General features: G+C 61.9%; 18 protein-coding genes and 1 other RNA gene. 7 read left to right on the plus strand and 12 right to left on the minus strand.

Annotated elements, in window-relative coordinates:
- Positions 1-5: 5 nt before the first annotated feature.
- A complete protein-coding gene (locus AC1UK9_RS27070) occupies positions 6-1,148 on the plus strand; it encodes a DegT/DnrJ/EryC1/StrS family aminotransferase (RefSeq protein ID WP_025112011.1) in 1,143 nt (380 codons plus the stop codon).
- Between the two features lie 54 nt (positions 1,149-1,202).
- On the opposite strand, the gene gcvH is transcribed toward AC1UK9_RS27070, so the two are convergent.
- The 9 genes from gcvH to AC1UK9_RS27115 form a co-directional block, all read right to left on the minus strand.
- Positions 1,203-1,586 (minus strand): glycine cleavage system protein GcvH, encoded by a 384-nt coding sequence (gcvH, locus tag AC1UK9_RS27075; protein WP_025112010.1) that lies wholly within the window; start codon positions 1,584-1,586, stop codon positions 1,203-1,205.
- 49 nt (positions 1,587-1,635) lie between these two features.
- Entirely contained in the window at positions 1,636-2,718 is a 1,083-nt protein-coding gene (gene gcvT / locus AC1UK9_RS27080; RefSeq protein ID WP_482578821.1) for a glycine cleavage system aminomethyltransferase GcvT, read from the minus strand.
- A 156-nt stretch (positions 2,719-2,874) separates the two neighbouring features.
- The gene (locus AC1UK9_RS27085; RefSeq protein WP_482578822.1) at positions 2,875-4,491 is read right to left on the minus strand and encodes an ABC transporter permease; all 1,617 of its coding nucleotides are present in this window, start codon (positions 4,489-4,491) and stop codon (positions 2,875-2,877) included.
- A 129-nt stretch (positions 4,492-4,620) separates the two neighbouring features.
- Entirely contained in the window at positions 4,621-5,625 is a 1,005-nt protein-coding gene (locus tag AC1UK9_RS27090) for an extracellular solute-binding protein (RefSeq protein ID WP_473013873.1), read from the minus strand.
- Between the two features lie 221 nt (positions 5,626-5,846).
- On the minus strand, positions 5,847-7,064 hold the full coding sequence (locus AC1UK9_RS27095; RefSeq protein WP_482580530.1) for a 2-octaprenyl-3-methyl-6-methoxy-1,4-benzoquinol hydroxylase: 1,218 nt from the start codon (positions 7,062-7,064) through the stop codon (positions 5,847-5,849).
- A gap of 9 nt (positions 7,065-7,073) precedes the next feature.
- Complete coding sequence (locus tag AC1UK9_RS27100; protein WP_025112005.1) at positions 7,074-7,559, minus strand: DUF4442 domain-containing protein; 486 nt, start codon at positions 7,557-7,559, stop codon at positions 7,074-7,076.
- Positions 7,552-8,739 carry a 2-octaprenyl-6-methoxyphenyl hydroxylase gene (gene ubiH, locus AC1UK9_RS27105; protein ID WP_025112004.1) on the minus strand — a complete coding sequence of 396 codons (1,188 nt, stop codon included), beginning with the start codon at positions 8,737-8,739 and terminating at the stop codon, positions 7,552-7,554. Before ubiH ends, AC1UK9_RS27100 begins: the two co-directional genes overlap by 8 nt.
- Complete coding sequence (gene pepP, locus AC1UK9_RS27110; RefSeq protein WP_473013875.1) at positions 8,736-10,070, minus strand: Xaa-Pro aminopeptidase; 1,335 nt, start codon at positions 10,068-10,070, stop codon at positions 8,736-8,738. The genes ubiH and pepP overlap by 4 nt, the downstream gene beginning before the upstream one ends.
- A 27-nt stretch (positions 10,071-10,097) precedes the next feature.
- A complete protein-coding gene (locus AC1UK9_RS27115; RefSeq protein ID WP_473013876.1) occupies positions 10,098-10,658 on the minus strand; it encodes a YecA/YgfB family protein in 561 nt (186 codons plus the stop codon).
- 130 nt (positions 10,659-10,788) lie between these two features.
- On the opposite strand from AC1UK9_RS27115, the gene AC1UK9_RS27120 reads away from it, so the two are divergent.
- From AC1UK9_RS27120 to AC1UK9_RS27135, 4 genes are all read left to right on the plus strand, one after another.
- Positions 10,789-10,998 carry a TIGR02449 family protein gene (locus AC1UK9_RS27120; protein ID WP_025112001.1) on the plus strand — a complete coding sequence of 70 codons (210 nt, stop codon included), beginning with the start codon at positions 10,789-10,791 and terminating at the stop codon, positions 10,996-10,998.
- On the plus strand, positions 10,995-11,312 hold the full coding sequence (locus AC1UK9_RS27125; RefSeq protein ID WP_008055229.1) for a cell division protein ZapA: 318 nt from the start codon (positions 10,995-10,997) through the stop codon (positions 11,310-11,312). The genes AC1UK9_RS27120 and AC1UK9_RS27125 overlap by 4 nt, the downstream gene beginning before the upstream one ends.
- A gap of 30 nt (positions 11,313-11,342) precedes the next feature.
- A non-coding RNA gene (gene ssrS, locus AC1UK9_RS27130) (6S RNA) lies at positions 11,343-11,521 on the plus strand.
- An 80-nt stretch (positions 11,522-11,601) separates the two neighbouring features.
- A complete protein-coding gene (locus tag AC1UK9_RS27135) occupies positions 11,602-12,207 on the plus strand; it encodes a 5-formyltetrahydrofolate cyclo-ligase (RefSeq protein ID WP_473013877.1) in 606 nt (201 codons plus the stop codon).
- 35 nt (positions 12,208-12,242) lie between these two features.
- Here AC1UK9_RS27135 and AC1UK9_RS27140 read toward each other — a convergent pair whose 3' ends face one another.
- Positions 12,243-12,398: a hypothetical protein gene (locus tag AC1UK9_RS27140; RefSeq protein ID WP_003229308.1), complete on the minus strand. Its 156-nt coding sequence runs from the start codon at positions 12,396-12,398 to the stop codon at positions 12,243-12,245.
- Positions 12,399-12,595: 197 nt separating this feature from the next.
- On the opposite strand from AC1UK9_RS27140, the gene AC1UK9_RS27145 reads away from it, so the two are divergent.
- On the plus strand, positions 12,596-13,048 hold the full coding sequence (locus tag AC1UK9_RS27145; RefSeq protein WP_025111999.1) for an EVE domain-containing protein: 453 nt from the start codon (positions 12,596-12,598) through the stop codon (positions 13,046-13,048).
- Between the two features lie 141 nt (positions 13,049-13,189).
- Here AC1UK9_RS27145 and AC1UK9_RS27150 read toward each other — a convergent pair whose 3' ends face one another.
- Positions 13,190-13,597, minus strand: coding sequence for a flagellar basal body-associated protein FliL (locus AC1UK9_RS27150; protein ID WP_025113295.1), 408 nt, complete (start codon positions 13,595-13,597; stop codon positions 13,190-13,192).
- Positions 13,598-13,747: 150 nt separating this feature from the next.
- Between AC1UK9_RS27150 and AC1UK9_RS27155 the strand changes: the two genes are divergently transcribed.
- The gene (locus AC1UK9_RS27155) at positions 13,748-14,725 is read left to right on the plus strand and encodes an NADPH:quinone oxidoreductase family protein (RefSeq protein WP_482578823.1); all 978 of its coding nucleotides are present in this window, start codon (positions 13,748-13,750) and stop codon (positions 14,723-14,725) included.
- Positions 14,726-14,819: 94 nt separating this feature from the next.
- Here AC1UK9_RS27155 and AC1UK9_RS27160 read toward each other — a convergent pair whose 3' ends face one another.
- The gene (locus tag AC1UK9_RS27160) at positions 14,820-15,434 is read right to left on the minus strand and encodes an energy transducer TonB (protein WP_482578824.1); all 615 of its coding nucleotides are present in this window, start codon (positions 15,432-15,434) and stop codon (positions 14,820-14,822) included.
- Between the last annotated feature and the right edge of the window lie 107 nt (positions 15,435-15,541).

Below are 15,541 nucleotides of genomic sequence, written 5' to 3' on the forward strand. Positions count from 1 at the left end.
TCCTCATGAGCCAACTGCCGTTCCTGCCGTTTTCCAAACCTGTCATTGATGAAGCCACGATTGCCGCCGTCGGCGATGTGCTGCGCTCCGGCTGGATCACCAGCGGGCCGAAGGTCCAGGCCTTCGAAGCACAGCTGTCGGAATACTTCGGCGGGCGCCCGGTGCGCACGTTCAACTCCGGCACCTGCACCATGGAAATCGCCCTGCGCATCGCCGGCATCGGGCCGGGTGATGAAGTGATCACCACGCCGATCTCCTGGGTCGCCACTGCCAACGTGATTCTGGAAGTCGGCGCCACGCCGGTGTTTGCTGACATCGACCCGGTGACCCGCAACATCGACCTGGACCAGCTGGAAGCGGCGATCACCCCGCGCACCAAAGCGGTGATTCCGGTGTACCTCGCCGGCTTGCCAGTAGACATGGATCGGCTGTACGCCATTGCCCGCCAACATAATCTGCGCATTGTCGAAGACGCCGCCCAGGCGCTGGGTTCGAGCTGGAAGGGTCAGCGCATCGGCGCCACCGGCGATTTCGTGTCGTTCAGCTTTCAGGCCAACAAGAACGTGACCTGCTCCGAGGGCGGCTGCCTGGTGCTGAACACCCCGGAAGAAGCGCGGCTGGCGGAGAAGTATCGTCTGCAAGGCGTGACCCGCAACGGCTTCGACGGCCTCGACGTCGATGTGCTCGGCGGCAAATTCAACATGACCGACGTCGCCGCGACCATCGGCCTGGGACAGTTTGCCCACATCGAGACGCTGACCGCCCATCGCCAAGAACTGGCCCGTCACTACTTCACATGTTTTGGCGATGACTTTGAAGCGACCTATGGCGCCCAGCTGCCACCAGCGGATTTCACCCACAGCAACTGGCACCTGTTCCAGCTGGTGCTGCCAGAGCGCAAGGACGGCTTGCCGGCACGGGCCACGTTCATGGAGCAGATGCAGGCCAAGGGCATCGGCATCGGTTACCACTACCCGCCGATCCACTTGCTCAGCCTGTACCGCGAGCGCGGTTTCCAGGAAGGCATGCTGCCGGTGGCCGAGCGCGTCGGGCGACTGATTGTGTCGTTGCCGATGTTCACTACCATGACCAAGGATGACGTCGAGCGTTCGGTGGCGGCGGTGAAAGCGGTGTTGCGCGACGCCTGATCGGCGTCCACAAAAAAGCCCCGACAGGTCGGGGCTTTGCGGTGTAGCGGGCACTTACTCGCCGATGGCAGCCTTGTAGGCGGCGGCGTCGAGCAGATTGTCCAGCTCGGCCTTGTCGCTTGGCTTGAGCTTGAAGATCCATGCGCCGTACGGGTCGTTGTTCAGGTCTTCCGGCGCATCGGCCAGCGCTTCGTTGATTGCGATCACTTCACCGCTGATCGGCGAGTAGATGTCGGACGCCGCTTTCACGGACTCGACCACACCGGCCGCTTCACCGGCTTCGAACACCTTGCCCACTTCAGTCAACTCAACGAACACCACATCGCCCAGCGCTTCCTGCGCGTGATCGCTGATGCCCACGGTAACGGTGCCGTCAGCTTCCAGACGTGCCCACTCATGACTTTCGGCAAAACGCAGTTCAGCGGGGATATTGCTCATGCTCGGTGTCCTCAAGAAAATTGTCAGCGGTCATGCCCGCCGGAAAAGGTTAGATCAAGGTTTTGCCATGGCGCACGAAGGTCGGCTTGACCACTCGTACCGGATACCACTTGCCACGGATTTCCACTTCGGCGCGGTCGGCTGTGGCCATCGGTACACGCGCCAGGGCAATCGATTTGCTTAGCGTAGGAGAGAAACTACCACTGGTGATCTCCCCTTCGCCAACATCGGCGATACGAACCACCTGATGAGCACGTAAAACACCGCGCTCCTCAAGCACCAGGCCCACCAGTTTGTGCGCAACACCGGCGGCTTTTTCCGCTTCCAGCGCTGCACGACCGATAAACTGCCGCGAGGCCGGTTCCCAGGCAATGCTCCAGGCCATATTGGACGCCAGCGGCGAGACATCCTGATGAATGTCCTGGCCGTAGAGGTTCATCCCGGCTTCCACCCGCAACGTGTCACGGGCGCCGAGGCCGATCGGCGAAATGCCGGCGCCCACCAGATCGTTGAAGAACCCCGGGGCCTGATCGGCCGGCAGAGCGATTTCCAGACCGTCCTCTCCGGTGTAACCGGTGCGCGCAATGAACCAGTCGCCATCGACTTCGGCTTCGAACGGTTTGAGGTGCTGGATCAGTGCAGCGCGGGACTGGGTCACCAGTTCGGCAATCTTGTGCCGGGCCTGCGGGCCTTGGATGGCGAGCATCGCCAGCTCGGAGCGCTCGTGCAATTGCACGTCGAACCCGGCCAGTTGCGCCTGCATCCACGCCAGATCCTGATCGCGGGTGGAGGCGTTGAACACCAGCCGATAACGGTCTTCGAGGCGATAGACGATCATGTCGTCGACGATGCCGCCGCGCTCGTTGAGCATGGTGCTGTAGAGCGCGCGGCCGGGGCGGTGCAGGCGCTCGACGTCATTGGCCAGCAAATGCTGCAGCCAGGCCTTGGCCTGGGCACCGGTGACATCGATCACGGTCATGTGGGAAACATCGAATACCCCGCAATCGCGGCGCACCTCGTGGTGCTCCTCGACCTGCGAGCCGTAATGCAGTGGCATGTCCCAACCGCCAAAATCGACCATTTTCGCGCCGAGGGCGAGATGCAGGTCATACAGAGGCGTACGCTGTCCCATGGGTTTCTCCTTCCGGGCGTGGCGAAGGTGCGGGCAGCCGCTGTACGGGGTGAAAGCCGCGAAATAGAAGGCTTTCAGCCGATTTCAGCGAACGGGTCTGTCAGACGAACCGCACCGAATGCCGCGCATTGTAGCCGCATGATTCAGGACTCACTACTAAGTGTTTCGATGCGCCGAGCGGCGGATCAGGCCGATGACCGGCAATAAACCGACCAACACCAGGGTCAACGCCGGCAACGACGCACGCGCCCACTCGCCCTCGCTGGTCATTTCAAAGATCCGCACCGCCAGCGTGTCCCAGCCAAACGGGCGCATCAACAGGGTCGCGGGCATTTCCTTGAGCACATCGACGAACACCAGCAACGCGGCGCTCAGCGTGCCGGGCAACAACAACGGCAGATACACTTTGAAAAACAGTCGCGGCCCACTGACACCCAGGCTCCGTGCCGCTTCAGGCAAAGATGGCCGTATACGCGCCAGACTGTTTTCCAGCGGCCCGTAGGCCACGGCAATGAAGCGCACCAGATAGGCCATCAACAACGCCGCCAGACTGCCCAGCAGCAGCGGCTTGCCGGCGCCCCCGAGCCAGCCCGAAAGCGGAATCACCAGTTCGCGGTCGAGGTAGCTGAAGGCGAGCATGATCGACACCGCCAAGACGGAACCCGGCAGCGCATAACCGAGATTGGCCAGGCTGACGCCGGAACGGATCGCCCGGGTCGGCGCCAGTCGTCGGGCAAACGCCAGCAGCAGCGCGACGCTGACGGTAATCAGCGCCGCCATGCCGCCCAGATACAAGGTGTGCAGGATCAGCCCGGTGTAGCGTTCATCCAGATCGAAACGGCCGCGCTGCCAGAACCAGACGATCAGTTGCAGCAGCGGAATGACGAAGGCGCAGGCGAACACCAATCCACACCAGCTCGTCGCCGCGAAGGCCTTGAGTCCACGCAAGTGATACAGCGCTTTCACCCGTGGCCGCTCGTTGCTCGCCCGGTTGGCGCCGCGCGCACGCCTCTCGCCGTAGAGCACCAGCATCACCACCAGCAACAACAGGCTCGCCAGTTGTGCCGCGCTGGACAGACTGAAGAAGCCGTACCAGGTCTTGTAGATCGCGGTGGTGAAGGTGTCGAAGTTGAACACCGATACCGCCCCGAAATCGGCCAGGGTTTCCATCAGCGCCAGCGCCACACCGGCGCCAATCGCCGGACGCGCCATTGGCAACGCCACTCGCCAGAAAGCCTGCCAGGGCGATTGGCCGAGCACCCGCGCAGCTTCCATCAGGCCTTTGCCTTGCGCAAGAAATGCGGTGCGCGCCAGCAGATAGACGTAGGGATAAAACACCAGCACCAGCACCACAATCACCCCGCCTGTGGAGCGCACTCGCGGCAGGCGCAAACCGCTGCCGAACCACTCACGCAGCAGGGTTTGCACGGGACCGGCGAAGTCCAGCAGACCGACGAAGACGAACGCCAGCACATAGGCAGGAATGGCAAATGGCAGCATCAGCGCCCAGTCGAGCCAGCGACGGCCGGGAAACTCGCAGAGGCTGGTAAGCCACGCCAGACTGACACCGAGCAGCGTCACGCCGACGCCCACGCCAAGCACCAGCGTCAGAGTGTTGCCCAGCAGGCGCGGCATCTGGGTTTCCCACAGGTGCGACCAGATCTGCTGATCGATGGTTTGCCACGACAACAGCAGAACACTCAGAGGCAACAGCACCAGCGCAGCGATGGCGCAGACGATGGGGTACCAGCGGCGTTGAGCGGGGTGGGCCACTTTTGAATCTCTGGAGGGATTGGGGTGATCTTGGATTGAGTATTTCAGGTTGGGATTGTTGCCCTCTCCCTGGCCCTCTCCATGAGGAGAGGGCTGGATCTTGAAGCAGACGAACCTATCGGAAGAGACTCAGTTCCAGCCCGCCCGATCCATCATCCGGATCGCCTCAGCCTGGCGTTTGCCCGCCACTTCCACCGGCAAGGTGTCGGCAATGAACTTGCCCCACGCTGCCACTTCCTCGGAAGGTTTCACCGCCGGGTTGGCCGGGAATTCCTGGTTCACGTCGGCGAAGATCTTCTGCGCCTCCGGCGTGGTCATCCACTCCACCAGCGCCTTGGCCGCTTCCGGGTGCGGCGCATGTTTGGTCAGGCCGATGCCCGACAGGTTCACGTGCACGCCGCGATCGGCCTGATTCGGCCAGAACAGTTTCACCGGCAGCTCCGGTTTCTGCTTGTGCAGGCGACCGTAGTAGTAGGTGTTGACGATGCCGACATCACACTGACCGGCGTTGATCGCCTCCAGCACCGCAACGTCGTCGGAGAACACGTCGGTAGACAGGTTGTTGACCCAGCCCTTGAGGATCTTCTCGGTCTTCTCGGCGCCGTGCACCTCGATCATGGTCGCGGTCAGCGACTGGTTGTAGACCTTCTTCGCCGTGCGCAGGCACAGGCGCCCTTCCCAGTTCTTGTCGGCCAGCGCTTCGTAGGTGGTCAACTCGCCCGGTTTCACGCGCTCGGTGGAATAGGCGATGGTCCGCGCGCGCAGGCTCAGGCCAGTCCAGGCGTGGGTCGAGGAGCGATATTGAAGAGGAATGTTGGCGTCGATGGTCTTCGAGGTGAACGGCTGCAGGATGCCCATCTGCTCGGCTTGCCAGAGGTTGCCGGCATCGACGGTGAGCAGCAGGTCGGCGGTGGCGTTTTCACCTTCGGCCTTGATGCGCTGCATCAGCGGCGCTTCCTTGTCGGTGATGAACTTGATCTTCACCCCGGTTTTCGCGGTGTAGGCGTCGAACACCGGCTTGATCAGTTCATCGATACGCGAGGAGTAGACCACCACCTCGTCGGCGGCCTGGGCGGTGGTGCTGCCGATCAGGGTCAGGGCCAGTGCGGTCAGGAGACGCTTGGGTGCCAACATGGGAGTGATCTCTGGGTCGGAAAATGTGGGCCAAATGATAAGGACTCACATTTACCACCTCAATCGAACTCTTTTCCAAGGAGTTACCAGATGTTGCACAGCTCCGAAACTGCGGTGAATGGACTGACGCCATCGTGAGCAGGCTCACCCCTACAGTCGGAATGCGTTCCCATGCAGGAGTGAGCCTGCTCGCGAGGAGGTCATCAGCCTCAATGAAGATGTCAGGGTTTGGCGAGCGTCGGAAGGTCGCCTGTAAGGCCAAGTGCTTCACGAACAAAGAGAGCCTTGGCCTCCGGCATCTGCTCCACCAGCTTCAACCCGGCATTGCGCAGCCAGCGCACCGGCAATGGGTCCGCCTGGAACAAACGCTCGAAGCCCTCCATCGCCGCCATCAGCGCCAGGTTGTGCGGCATGCGCCGACGTTCATAGCGGCTCAGCACCTTCACGTCCGCCAGTCGCTCGCCGCGCTCGGCTGCCTGCAACAGCACTTCAGCCAGCACCGCCGCATCGAGGAACCCCAGGTTCACGCCCTGCCCGGCCAACGGGTGAATGGTGTGTGCCGCATCGCCGATCAACGCCAGGCCCTCGGCCACGTAGCGTTTGGCATGCCGTTGACGCAGCGGCACGCACAGTCGCGGGTCGGCACTGATGACGTCGCCAAGACAGCCTTCGAACGCACGCTCCAGCTCACGGCAGAACGCGGTTTCATCCAGCGCCATCAGGCGTTCGGCTTCACTCGGCGTGGTCGACCAGACGATCGAGCACCAGTCCTGCTGCCCGTCACGCTCCAGCGGCAAAAACGCCAGCGGCCCGTGATCGGTGAAACGCTGCCACGCGGTCATCCGATGCGGCTTGCTGCTGCGCACGCTGGTGACGATGGCGTGGTGCAGGTAATCCCACTCGCGGGTGGCGACACCGGTCAGGCGACGCACCGCCGAGTTCGCACCGTCCGCAGCGATCACCAGCGGCGCGCGCAACTGACGACCATCCGCCAGGGTCAGCAGCCAGTCGTCACCGGAGCGACGCATCTGCTCAAGCCGCGCATTGGCCAGCATGCCCAGATCGCAGTCGTGCAAACGATCGAGTAAGGCGTCCTGCACGACACGGTTTTCGACGATATGCCCCAGCACCTCGGCGTGCACACTGCTCGCCGAGAAATGAATCTGTCCGGTGCCGCTGCCGTCCCACACATGCATGTCGGTGTACGGGCTGCTGCGGCGCTTGGCGATGCCGTCCCACACGCCGAGGCGTTCGAGAATCCGCTGGCTGGCCGCCGACAAGGCGCTCACCCGTGGCTCGAACGGCGCGGCGGCATCGAACGGTTTGACGCTCAGCGGGCTGCCGTCGAGCAGCAGGACTTCGAGCCCGCTGTCCTGCAACGCCAACGCGAGGGCGCTGCCGACCATTCCGGCTCCGACAATCAGCAGATCTGCGCGCATTTCCATGCTTTAAGCCTGTCTCGCTTGCGGCTTGAGCCGCACGTAAAGGGTTTTTCCGACCCGCGCCACGAGGTTTCCGGCGCCGTCATGAATGTCGACCTGCAGCTGCGGCAGGTATTTCTCGCCGTTGGCGGTCTGCCGACGGATCTCGTCGAGCAGGGTGTCGTCGATGTTGAACCGGGCGAACACCGGACCTTTGCCCGGCGCAATGAAATCGATATCGGCCGCCTTGTCCCAGACGATGTACCGCGAACCGAGGTTTTCCATGAGCATCAGCATGAAGAACGGATCGACCATCGAATACAGACTGCCGCCGAACTGGGTACCGACATAGTTGCGGTTGTACCAACCCAGGCCCATCGACACCTGCACGTCGCGAAAGTCATCGCTGATGTGTCGTACCCGCACGCCGGCACCCAGGTATGGCGGGTAGAACGTCATCACCCAGCGCATCAGTCGCGCCTTGCCGAATTTCGCGGTCAACCACTTAAGCATCCGGGCGTGTTCCCAGCCCCATGGCCTGACGGGCGAACCAGCGCTTGGCCGGTGGCAGCAGATCGAGGCCGAGCAAGCCGATGTTGCGGCCCAGCGAGACCAGCGGCTGGGTGCTGCCGAACAGCCGTGTGACCTGATCGGAGAAGCCCACGGTAAGGTCCTGATCCAGACGCTGACGCTCGCGATACGCTTGCAAGGTAGCGAAGTCGCCCAGCGGTTTGTCACTGGCGAGCAACGCCGCGGCCAAGGCATCGGCGTCGCGCAGCGACAGGTTGAAACCCTGCCCGGCAATCGGGTGCAGGCTGTGCGCGGCGTTGCCGAGCACGGCCAGATGCGAGCGCACTTGCTCCTCGGCCTCGACCAGCGTCAGCGGATACAGATGCCGCGCCCCAACCTGTTTCAAGGTGCCGAGACGGTAGCCGAACACGCCTTGCAGTTCGCTGAGGAAATCGCGTTCGCTGAGGTCGGCCAGGCGTTGCGCGTCCATCCCCAGGCGGGTCCAGACCAGCGCGCAGCGGTTGTCCGGCAGCGGCAGCAGCGCCATCGGCCCTTCGTCGGTGAAGCGCTCGAAGGCCATGCCGTTGTGCGCTTCGCTCGGGGTGATGTTGGCGATCAGCGCACTCTGGTTGTACGGACGCTTGCGCACGTTGATGCCCAACTGCTCGCGCAGACCGGAGCGGCCGCCATCGGCGAGTACCGCCAGATCACACTCGATGGTGGTTTCATCATTGAGGGTCAGGCGGTAGCCATCGGGCAGCGGCTCCATGCGCGTGACTTCCGCGGGGCAGCGCCAGCTGATCACCTCTTTATCGAGGTGCTGCCACAGGCACTGGCCAAGCCAGGCGTTTTCCACCACGTAACCCAGGGCCGGTACGCCCTCTTCCATCGCCGAAAGACGGGCGGTGGAGAAGCGGCCACGGTCGGACACGTGAATCTGTTTGATCGGCTCGGCGCGGCGGGAAATCTCCTGCCACACACCCAGCCGTTGATAAATCTGCCGCGAACCGAAGGACAGCGCCGACGAGCGGGCGTCGTAGCTCGGCTGCCAGCTGTCACCGGGGGCGAACGGCTCGATCAGCACGATTTTCCAGCCGCAAGCCTTGGCCCCGGCCTGCAGGGCCAACGCCAGACTGGCGCCGACCAGGCCGCCACCGATGATTGCCAGATTGACTCGACTCATGCCGCGTGTGTCCGTGCTTGCGCCATCAGCGCTTCGATCTCGGCGACGGTTTTCGGTACGCCGCTGGTCAGGATTTCACAACCGCTCTTGGTCACTACCACGTCATCCTCGATGCGCACGCCAATGCCGCGCCATTTCTTCGCTACGTTCTGGTTGTCCGGGGCGATGTAGATGCCCGGCTCCACGGTCAGCGCCATGCCGACCTCCAGTACGCGCCATTCGCCGCCGACCTTGTATTCGCCGACGTCGTGTACATCCATGCCCAGCCAGTGGCCGGCACGGTGCATGTAAAACGCTTTATAGGCTTCGGTCGCGATCAGCTCGTCGACCTCGCCTTGCAGGATCCCGAGCTTGACCAGACCGGTGGTAATAACCCTGACCGTGGCTTCGTGCGCCTGATTCCAGTTTTTGTTCGGGGCGATTTCGGCAAAGGCGGCTTCCTGCGAGGCCAGCACCAACTCGTAAATCGCTTTCTGCTCGGCGGAAAACTTGCCGTTGACCGGCCAGGTGCGGGTGATGTCGCTGGCGTAGCAATCGATCTCGCAACCGGCGTCGATCAACACCAGGTCGCCGTCCTTGAGCAGCGCGTCATTCTGCTGGTAATGCAGGATGCAGCTGTTGCGCCCCGCCGCGACGATCGAACCATAGGCCGGCATCTTCGCCCCGCCCTTGCGGAATTCGTAATCGAGCTCGGCTTCGAGGCTGTACTCGTGGAGCCCGGCCCGACTGGCCTGCATCGCGCGGATATGAGCCTGAGCAGAAATCCGTGCGGCTTCGCGCATCACCTTCACTTCTGCCGCCGATTTATACAGACGCATATCGTGCAACAGGTGATCCAGGGCAACGAATTCGTTCGGTGGCTGAGCGCCGAGGTGCGCCTTGGAGCGGATCACGTTGATCCAGTCCATCAGGTGCCGATCGAATTCCGGGTTGCTGCCCATCGCCGAATACACCCGGTCGCGGCCTTCGATCAGGCCTGGCAGGATGTCGTCGATATCGGTAATGGGGAACGCGTCATCGGCGCCGTAATCACGGATCGCACCTTCCTGCCCTGCACGCAGGCCGTCCCACAATTCGCGTTCGGCATTACGTTCACGGCAGAACAGCACGTACTCACCATGCTCGCGCCCCGGCATCAACACGATGACGGCTTGTGGCTCGGGGAATCCGCTGAGGTACTGGAAGTCGCTGTCCTGACGGTAGACGTGCTCGACGTCGCGGTTGCGGATCGCTACCGCGGCGGCGGGCAGGATCGCGATGCTGTTGGGTTCCATCTGCGCCATCAGGGCCTTGCGGCGACGGCTGTATTCCGCTTTGGGGATATGGGTCATGGGCAGATGGCTTTCCCTGGCACGCGATTAATGCAGCGACGGCTTGGCGGCTGGCGGCACGTCGGCTTTCTTGGTTTCCGAGAACAGCAGCAGCGGCGCGACGCGCAGGTACTCCATGACTTCCATGTAGTCGGATTCGCCGTCTTCGGATTCTTCCAGGGCATCTTGCACCTGAGAGATGGCCGCAAGGTCTTGCAACACTTCGGTGGCTTCAGTGCTGAGCATACTGCTGTCGCGGCAGTTCAGGCCGAAACCGCTGAGGAAGCCCTGGCACCATTGGCCCAGCGCAGCGGCGCGGTCAGCCAGCGGCGCGTCATCGGTCGGCAGCAGCAGAACGACAGTGACGTCGTCACCGGTCAGCTCGCCCTTGACCATCTCTTGCAGGCCGATCAGGGCGTTACGGACATTGTCCTGGATGTCGCCTTCGAGCAGTTCGGCGGCGTCGATCAACCAGCCTTCGTTATCGAAGCCGGCGCCGGCGCAACTGCGGCCGAGCAGCAGGCCATGCAGTTCGGCAGGCGAGACGTTGTGGCCGCTGGCAGTCAGCAGGGTGGCAAAGGCTTGGTACGGGGAATTCGCAATGGTCATGGGCAGCTAGGCGCCAGACGGCGCTATGTCTAGAATGAAGGCCTTGTATCCTACATCGACAGACTCGCCAAGACTATTAAAGGCTGTCCGCCCGCTATCCCATCAGACAGACTCCGACTCAGTGGACACAATGGAAGACACCGACCTGCAAGCGCTGATGGCCAGACTCGAACTGCTGATTAGTCGAGTGGAGCAACTTAAGAGTCAAAACGCACTCTTACTAGCTCAGGAAAAGACCTGGCGCGAGGAACGCGCTCACCTCATTGAAAAAAACGAAATCGCCCGGCGTAAGGTCGAATCGATGATTTCGCGCCTCAAGGCCCTGGAGCAAGACTCATGAGTTCAAGCAATAGCGTTACCGTGCAGATCCTCGACAAAGAATATTCGATCATCTGCCCGCAGGAAGAACGCAGCAATCTGGTCAGTGCCGCACGCTATCTGGACGGCAAGATGCGCGAGATTCGCAGCAGCGGCAAAGTCATCGGTGCCGACCGTATCGCCGTGATGGCCGCGCTGAACATCACCCATGACCTCTTGCACAAAGAAGAGCGCCCGGACATCCAGGCCAGCGGCTCGACCCGTGAACAGGTGCGCGACTTGCTCGATCGTGTCGATCTGGTGCTGGCCACCGATCCGGACGTCACCAAGGGCTGATTCGCCAGGCCGCTTGAGGTATACTCGCGGCACTCCCTGGGGTGCTTGCCAGTTGACGATGTCCCTGAGCCGATTCGCACTACCCTGGAGGTTGCACGTTGGGCTGGTGTGCATGTCCGCCAGACGGAAAGCCTTAAAGTCTACTGCATCCTCCACCTTGAACTTTCGGGTTCAAGGGCTAAGTTGACAGCGGTTCATCCGGGGAGCCTGATTCGAATCCGATGCCGGTTTTTGCCGGCATCGGATTTTTTATGCGTGCGTTTTCGCCCTCACCTGCCGAAGCCGAACCATGACCGAACCTGCGCTGCTGCCCCGCCCGCAACTCCGTCGCCTGCTACGCAAGGCGCGCCGCGCGCTGACGCCGAGCGAGCAACGTCAGGCCGCCAAAGGCCTGTTCCGCCAACTGGCACAAGACCCGCACTTCCGCCGGGCAAAACACATTTCTCTGTATCTGCCCACCGACGGTGAAATCGACCCGCGCCTGCTGCTGCGCGAAGCCCAGCGTCGCGGCAAGGCGACCTACCTGCCGGTGCTCAGCGCCTGGCCGCGAACCAAAATGGTCTTCCAGCGCATTCGCCCCGCCGACAAGCTCAAGCCCAATCGCTTCCGCATTCTCGAACCGCGCGCCAACCTGGCCCGCCAACGCAAGATCTGGACGCTGGATCTGGTGTTGCTGCCACTGGTGGGGTTTGACGATGTCGGCGGACGCCTGGGGATGGGCGGTGGTTTCTACGACCGCAGCCTGGCGTACCTGGCCCGGCGCAAAAACTGGCGCAAGCCGACACTGTTGGGACTGGCCCATGAATGTCAGAAGGTCGGACGCCTGGCGCAGGCAAGCTGGGATGTACCGTTGCAGGGCACGGTGACGGACAAGGCGTGGTATTTCGCAGACTAGACGCCGCGCAGATCAGCGGCGTCGGGGAGGCCGTTTCAGCGCTTGAAGGCGGTCGACTGCTGAACCTGTTGCGCGACTTCAACTGGAGCATCGGTCTTGCTTGTCCACAGACTTTGCGCATAACCGGTGGTCACGACGCCCAGGCCGAACAAAATAACCAAAGTCCATAGCAAATCCGGTTTGCGTTTCATCGATTGCCCCCCTCAAGGCACATCATCACGATGACAGCAGCGGTTTCCGTTCGTAGGCCGTGCAGCAGCGTCAAGCTTTAAAGGCCGGCATTTTGCGACAACGTGAACCCGGGCGCAAACGCTGACGTCAACCGACCGTCGGTTTGTCATAAAATTGCCCGACAACCTGCCCAATGACCGCTTGAGGAGCAAAAGACATGGCCTACTGGCTGATGAAATCCGAGCCCGACGAACTCTCGATCAAAGGTCTGGAGAAACTTGGCACAGCGCGCTGGGACGGGGTTCGCAACTATCAGGCACGCAATTTCCTGCGGGCGATGGCGGTGGGGGATGAGTTCTTTTTCTACCATTCCAGCTGCCCGGAGCCGGGAATTGCCGGAATCGGCAGAATTATCGAGGCGGCGTACCCGGATCCCACCGCACTGGAGCCGGAGAGTCATTACTTCGATCCGAAGGCTACCCCGGAGAAAAACGCCTGGAGCGCGATTGATGTCGAGCACGTCGAGACGTTTGTGCGGGTGTTGAAGCTGGATTATCTGAAGCAGCAGACGGCGCTGGCGGAAATGCCATTGGTGCAGAAGGGTTCGCGGCTGTCGGTGATGCCGGTAACGGCAGAGCAGTGGGCGGCAGTGATCGCGCTCAAACCCTGATTCATTGGGCGACTGATCAATTGCTTTCGCGAGCAAGCCCGCTCCTACAGGGTGACGCGGTGATCACATATTTATGTGCCACCGCAAAACACTGTGGGCGCGGGCTTGCTCGCGAAAAGGACAGCCCGGACAACAAAGGGCTTACTGAATGATCAGGTTGTTGAACAACAGATCCTCAACCACCGGCTTGCCGGTTTCGTCATTCATGACTTGCTGAGTCTGCTTCAGGGCTTCCTGACGCAGCTTTTCCTTGCCTTCGATGCTGCTCATCGCCTCGGCAGTCTGCTGGGTGAACAGCGCCACCAGCTGATTGCGGATCAGCGGCTCGTTGGCCTTGACCAGCTTGGTCGCCTCGTCACCGGTCACACGCAGCGCCACGTCGGCCTTGTAAACCTTGAGCTTGGGCGTGCCGTCCAGCCCGTAGTTGCCCACGAACGGCGGGCTAAGAGTGATGTAGTTGACCTTCGGCGCCTCGCCTTCTTTGGCTTCTTCGGCCAGCGCTGCCACAGGCAGAGACAGGGCCAGCAACAACATGATCCACGCTTTCACAATTCGCTCCTTATCCGGTTTGCGGCCTAGCATAACGACCCGCCGCACAAGCACAAGCTTATGGCTGACTATCAGGGCCGGGCATGCTCGTTGACCCGTTGACTGACACACCTACACTTATCGGCCATCACTCCCAAAGGAATAGCCCTGATGAAAGCCGTGCTGTGCAAAGCCTTCGGCCCTGCCGAATCGCTGGTGCTGGAAGACGTCGCCAGTCCTGTCGCGAAGAAGAACGAGATCCTGCTGGACGTGCACGCCGCCGGGGTCAACTTTCCGGACACGCTGATCATCGAGGGCAAATACCAGTTCAAGCCGCCCTTCCCGTTTTCCCCCGGTGGCGAGGCGTCCGGCGTGGTCAGCGCCGTGGGCGAAAAGGTTGGCCACTTGAAGGTCGGCGACCGGGTCATGGCCCTGACCGGTTGGGGCAGCTTTGCCGAACAGGTCGCGGTGCCGGGCTATAACGTCCTGCCGATCCCGCCGTCGATGGACTTCAATACCGCCGCTGCGTTCAGCATGACCTACGGCACCTCGATGCACGCCCTTAAACAACGGGCCAACCTGCAACCGGGCGAAACCCTGCTGGTGCTCGGCGCCTCCGGCGGTGTCGGCCTGGCAGCGGTGGAAATCGGCAAAGCCATGGGCGCCCGCGTCATCGCCGCCGCCAGCAGCGCAGAAAAACTCGCAGTGGCCAAGTCTGCCGGCGCCGACGAACTGATCAACTACAGCGAAACCAGCCTCAAGGACGAAATCAAACGCCTCACCGACGGCCAGGGCGCCGACGTGATCTACGACCCGGTGGGTGGCGACCTGTTTGACCAGGCCATCCGCGCCATCGCCTGGAACGGCCGCCTGCTGGTGGTGGGTTTTGCCAGCGGGCGCATCCCCGAACTCCCGGTCAACCTCGCCCTGCTCAAGGGCGCAGCGGTACTCGGCGTGTTCTGGGGCTCTTTCGCCCAGCGCCAGCCACAGGACAACGCGGCGAACTTCCAGCAACTGTTCGGCTGGTTTGCCGAAGGCAAGCTCCACCCTTTGGTGTCGCAGGTGTATCCGCTGAGCAATGCGGCGCAGGCGATCAATGACCTGGGCCAGCGCAAAGCGGTGGGCAAGGTGGTGGTGCAGGTACGCTGACTTGTTGTTCAGGCCGGACTTTTCCCCGAAGTCCGGCTTGAGCCCGAAAGGCAGCAACCCGGCGTCACCTATAGCGGCGTGGCGTTGCTGCCGTTCATAGCAACTCACGAACCTCCGCCGGCAGAAAGCTCATGTATCTGCGCATAGGGTTTTCCCGGCAACCTCTGACGATCAAGGGTACGCGCCGGTTCATCTTTGCGATGATCGCCAGACGCTGCTCATCGGCCAGTTGACTCTTGTGGATCACGTTCGACACGTACGCACGGGTGTAATCGAATACCTGTGCATCGACCCACGCGTACTCGGGCGTGTGCGTGAGGCCGTCATTGATGACGCGACACTTCACGGTCTTCAGCCACTGGTTGATGTGGATCGGCTGATGCAGATCAAGTCGAAAGAGCATTGGCGCGAGCACTGACTGCTGCGCAAGCCGACCTTCATCGACCGACCAAGGCTTGAATCGCCACTGCGTAACCGCCTCCTTGACCGCCCCCGCCAGATCGGGATGGTCACTGTGCACGATGCTGATCGCGCTGACCGAACCATCCGCTTTAACGATGAAGCTGACCCTGACCTCGCCATCGATCCCGGCCCTGTACAACGCTCTGGGGTAAATCGGCCTGGGATTGTGTTCAGGGATGAGCAGCCCTTCTGCCGCCAGCGCCAAGCTGAAGATCGTCAACAGAAGCCCAGCAAAAAACCACCGCATGATCGTGCCCCGTCCCTAGTGAGATGCCTTATCCGGCAACAGCACAAAGGTTACGGAGCGCGGCCTTTAAACTGAATGGCGCAACGTCGCTGTTGGACGCAGGATAT

Source organism: Pseudomonas sp. AK-TSAG1-1 (assembly GCF_056821665.1).

Bases quoted from the DNA above. Each gene is read 5' to 3' on its own strand.
- AC1UK9_RS27070 (WP_025112011.1), top strand. From the start codon at position 6: ATGAGCCAACTGCCGTTCCTGCCGTTTTCCAAACCTGTCATTGATGAA.
- gcvH (WP_025112010.1), bottom strand. From the start codon at position 1,586: ATGAGCAATATCCCCGCTGAACTGCGTTTTGCCGAAAGTCATGAGTGG.
- gcvT (WP_482578821.1), bottom strand. From the start codon at position 2,718: ATGGGACAGCGTACGCCTCTGTATGACCTGCATCTCGCCCTCGGCGCG.
- AC1UK9_RS27090 (WP_473013873.1), bottom strand. From the start codon at position 5,625: ATGTTGGCACCCAAGCGTCTCCTGACCGCACTGGCCCTGACCCTGATC.
- AC1UK9_RS27095 (WP_482580530.1), bottom strand. From the start codon at position 7,064: ATGCGCGCAGATCTGCTGATTGTCGGAGCCGGAATGGTCGGCAGCGCC.
- AC1UK9_RS27100 (WP_025112005.1), bottom strand. From the start codon at position 7,559: ATGCTTAAGTGGTTGACCGCGAAATTCGGCAAGGCGCGACTGATGCGC.
- ubiH (WP_025112004.1), bottom strand. From the start codon at position 8,739: ATGAGTCGAGTCAATCTGGCAATCATCGGTGGCGGCCTGGTCGGCGCC.
- pepP (WP_473013875.1), bottom strand. From the start codon at position 10,070: ATGACCCATATCCCCAAAGCGGAATACAGCCGTCGCCGCAAGGCCCTG.
- AC1UK9_RS27115 (WP_473013876.1), bottom strand. From the start codon at position 10,658: ATGACCATTGCGAATTCCCCGTACCAAGCCTTTGCCACCCTGCTGACT.
- AC1UK9_RS27120 (WP_025112001.1), top strand. From the start codon at position 10,789: ATGGAAGACACCGACCTGCAAGCGCTGATGGCCAGACTCGAACTGCTG.
- AC1UK9_RS27125 (WP_008055229.1), top strand. From the start codon at position 10,995: ATGAGTTCAAGCAATAGCGTTACCGTGCAGATCCTCGACAAAGAATAT.
- AC1UK9_RS27135 (WP_473013877.1), top strand. From the start codon at position 11,602: ATGACCGAACCTGCGCTGCTGCCCCGCCCGCAACTCCGTCGCCTGCTA.
- AC1UK9_RS27140 (WP_003229308.1), bottom strand. From the start codon at position 12,398: ATGAAACGCAAACCGGATTTGCTATGGACTTTGGTTATTTTGTTCGGC.
- AC1UK9_RS27145 (WP_025111999.1), top strand. From the start codon at position 12,596: ATGGCCTACTGGCTGATGAAATCCGAGCCCGACGAACTCTCGATCAAA.
- AC1UK9_RS27155 (WP_482578823.1), top strand. From the start codon at position 13,748: ATGAAAGCCGTGCTGTGCAAAGCCTTCGGCCCTGCCGAATCGCTGGTG.
- AC1UK9_RS27160 (WP_482578824.1), bottom strand. From the start codon at position 15,434: ATGCGGTGGTTTTTTGCTGGGCTTCTGTTGACGATCTTCAGCTTGGCG.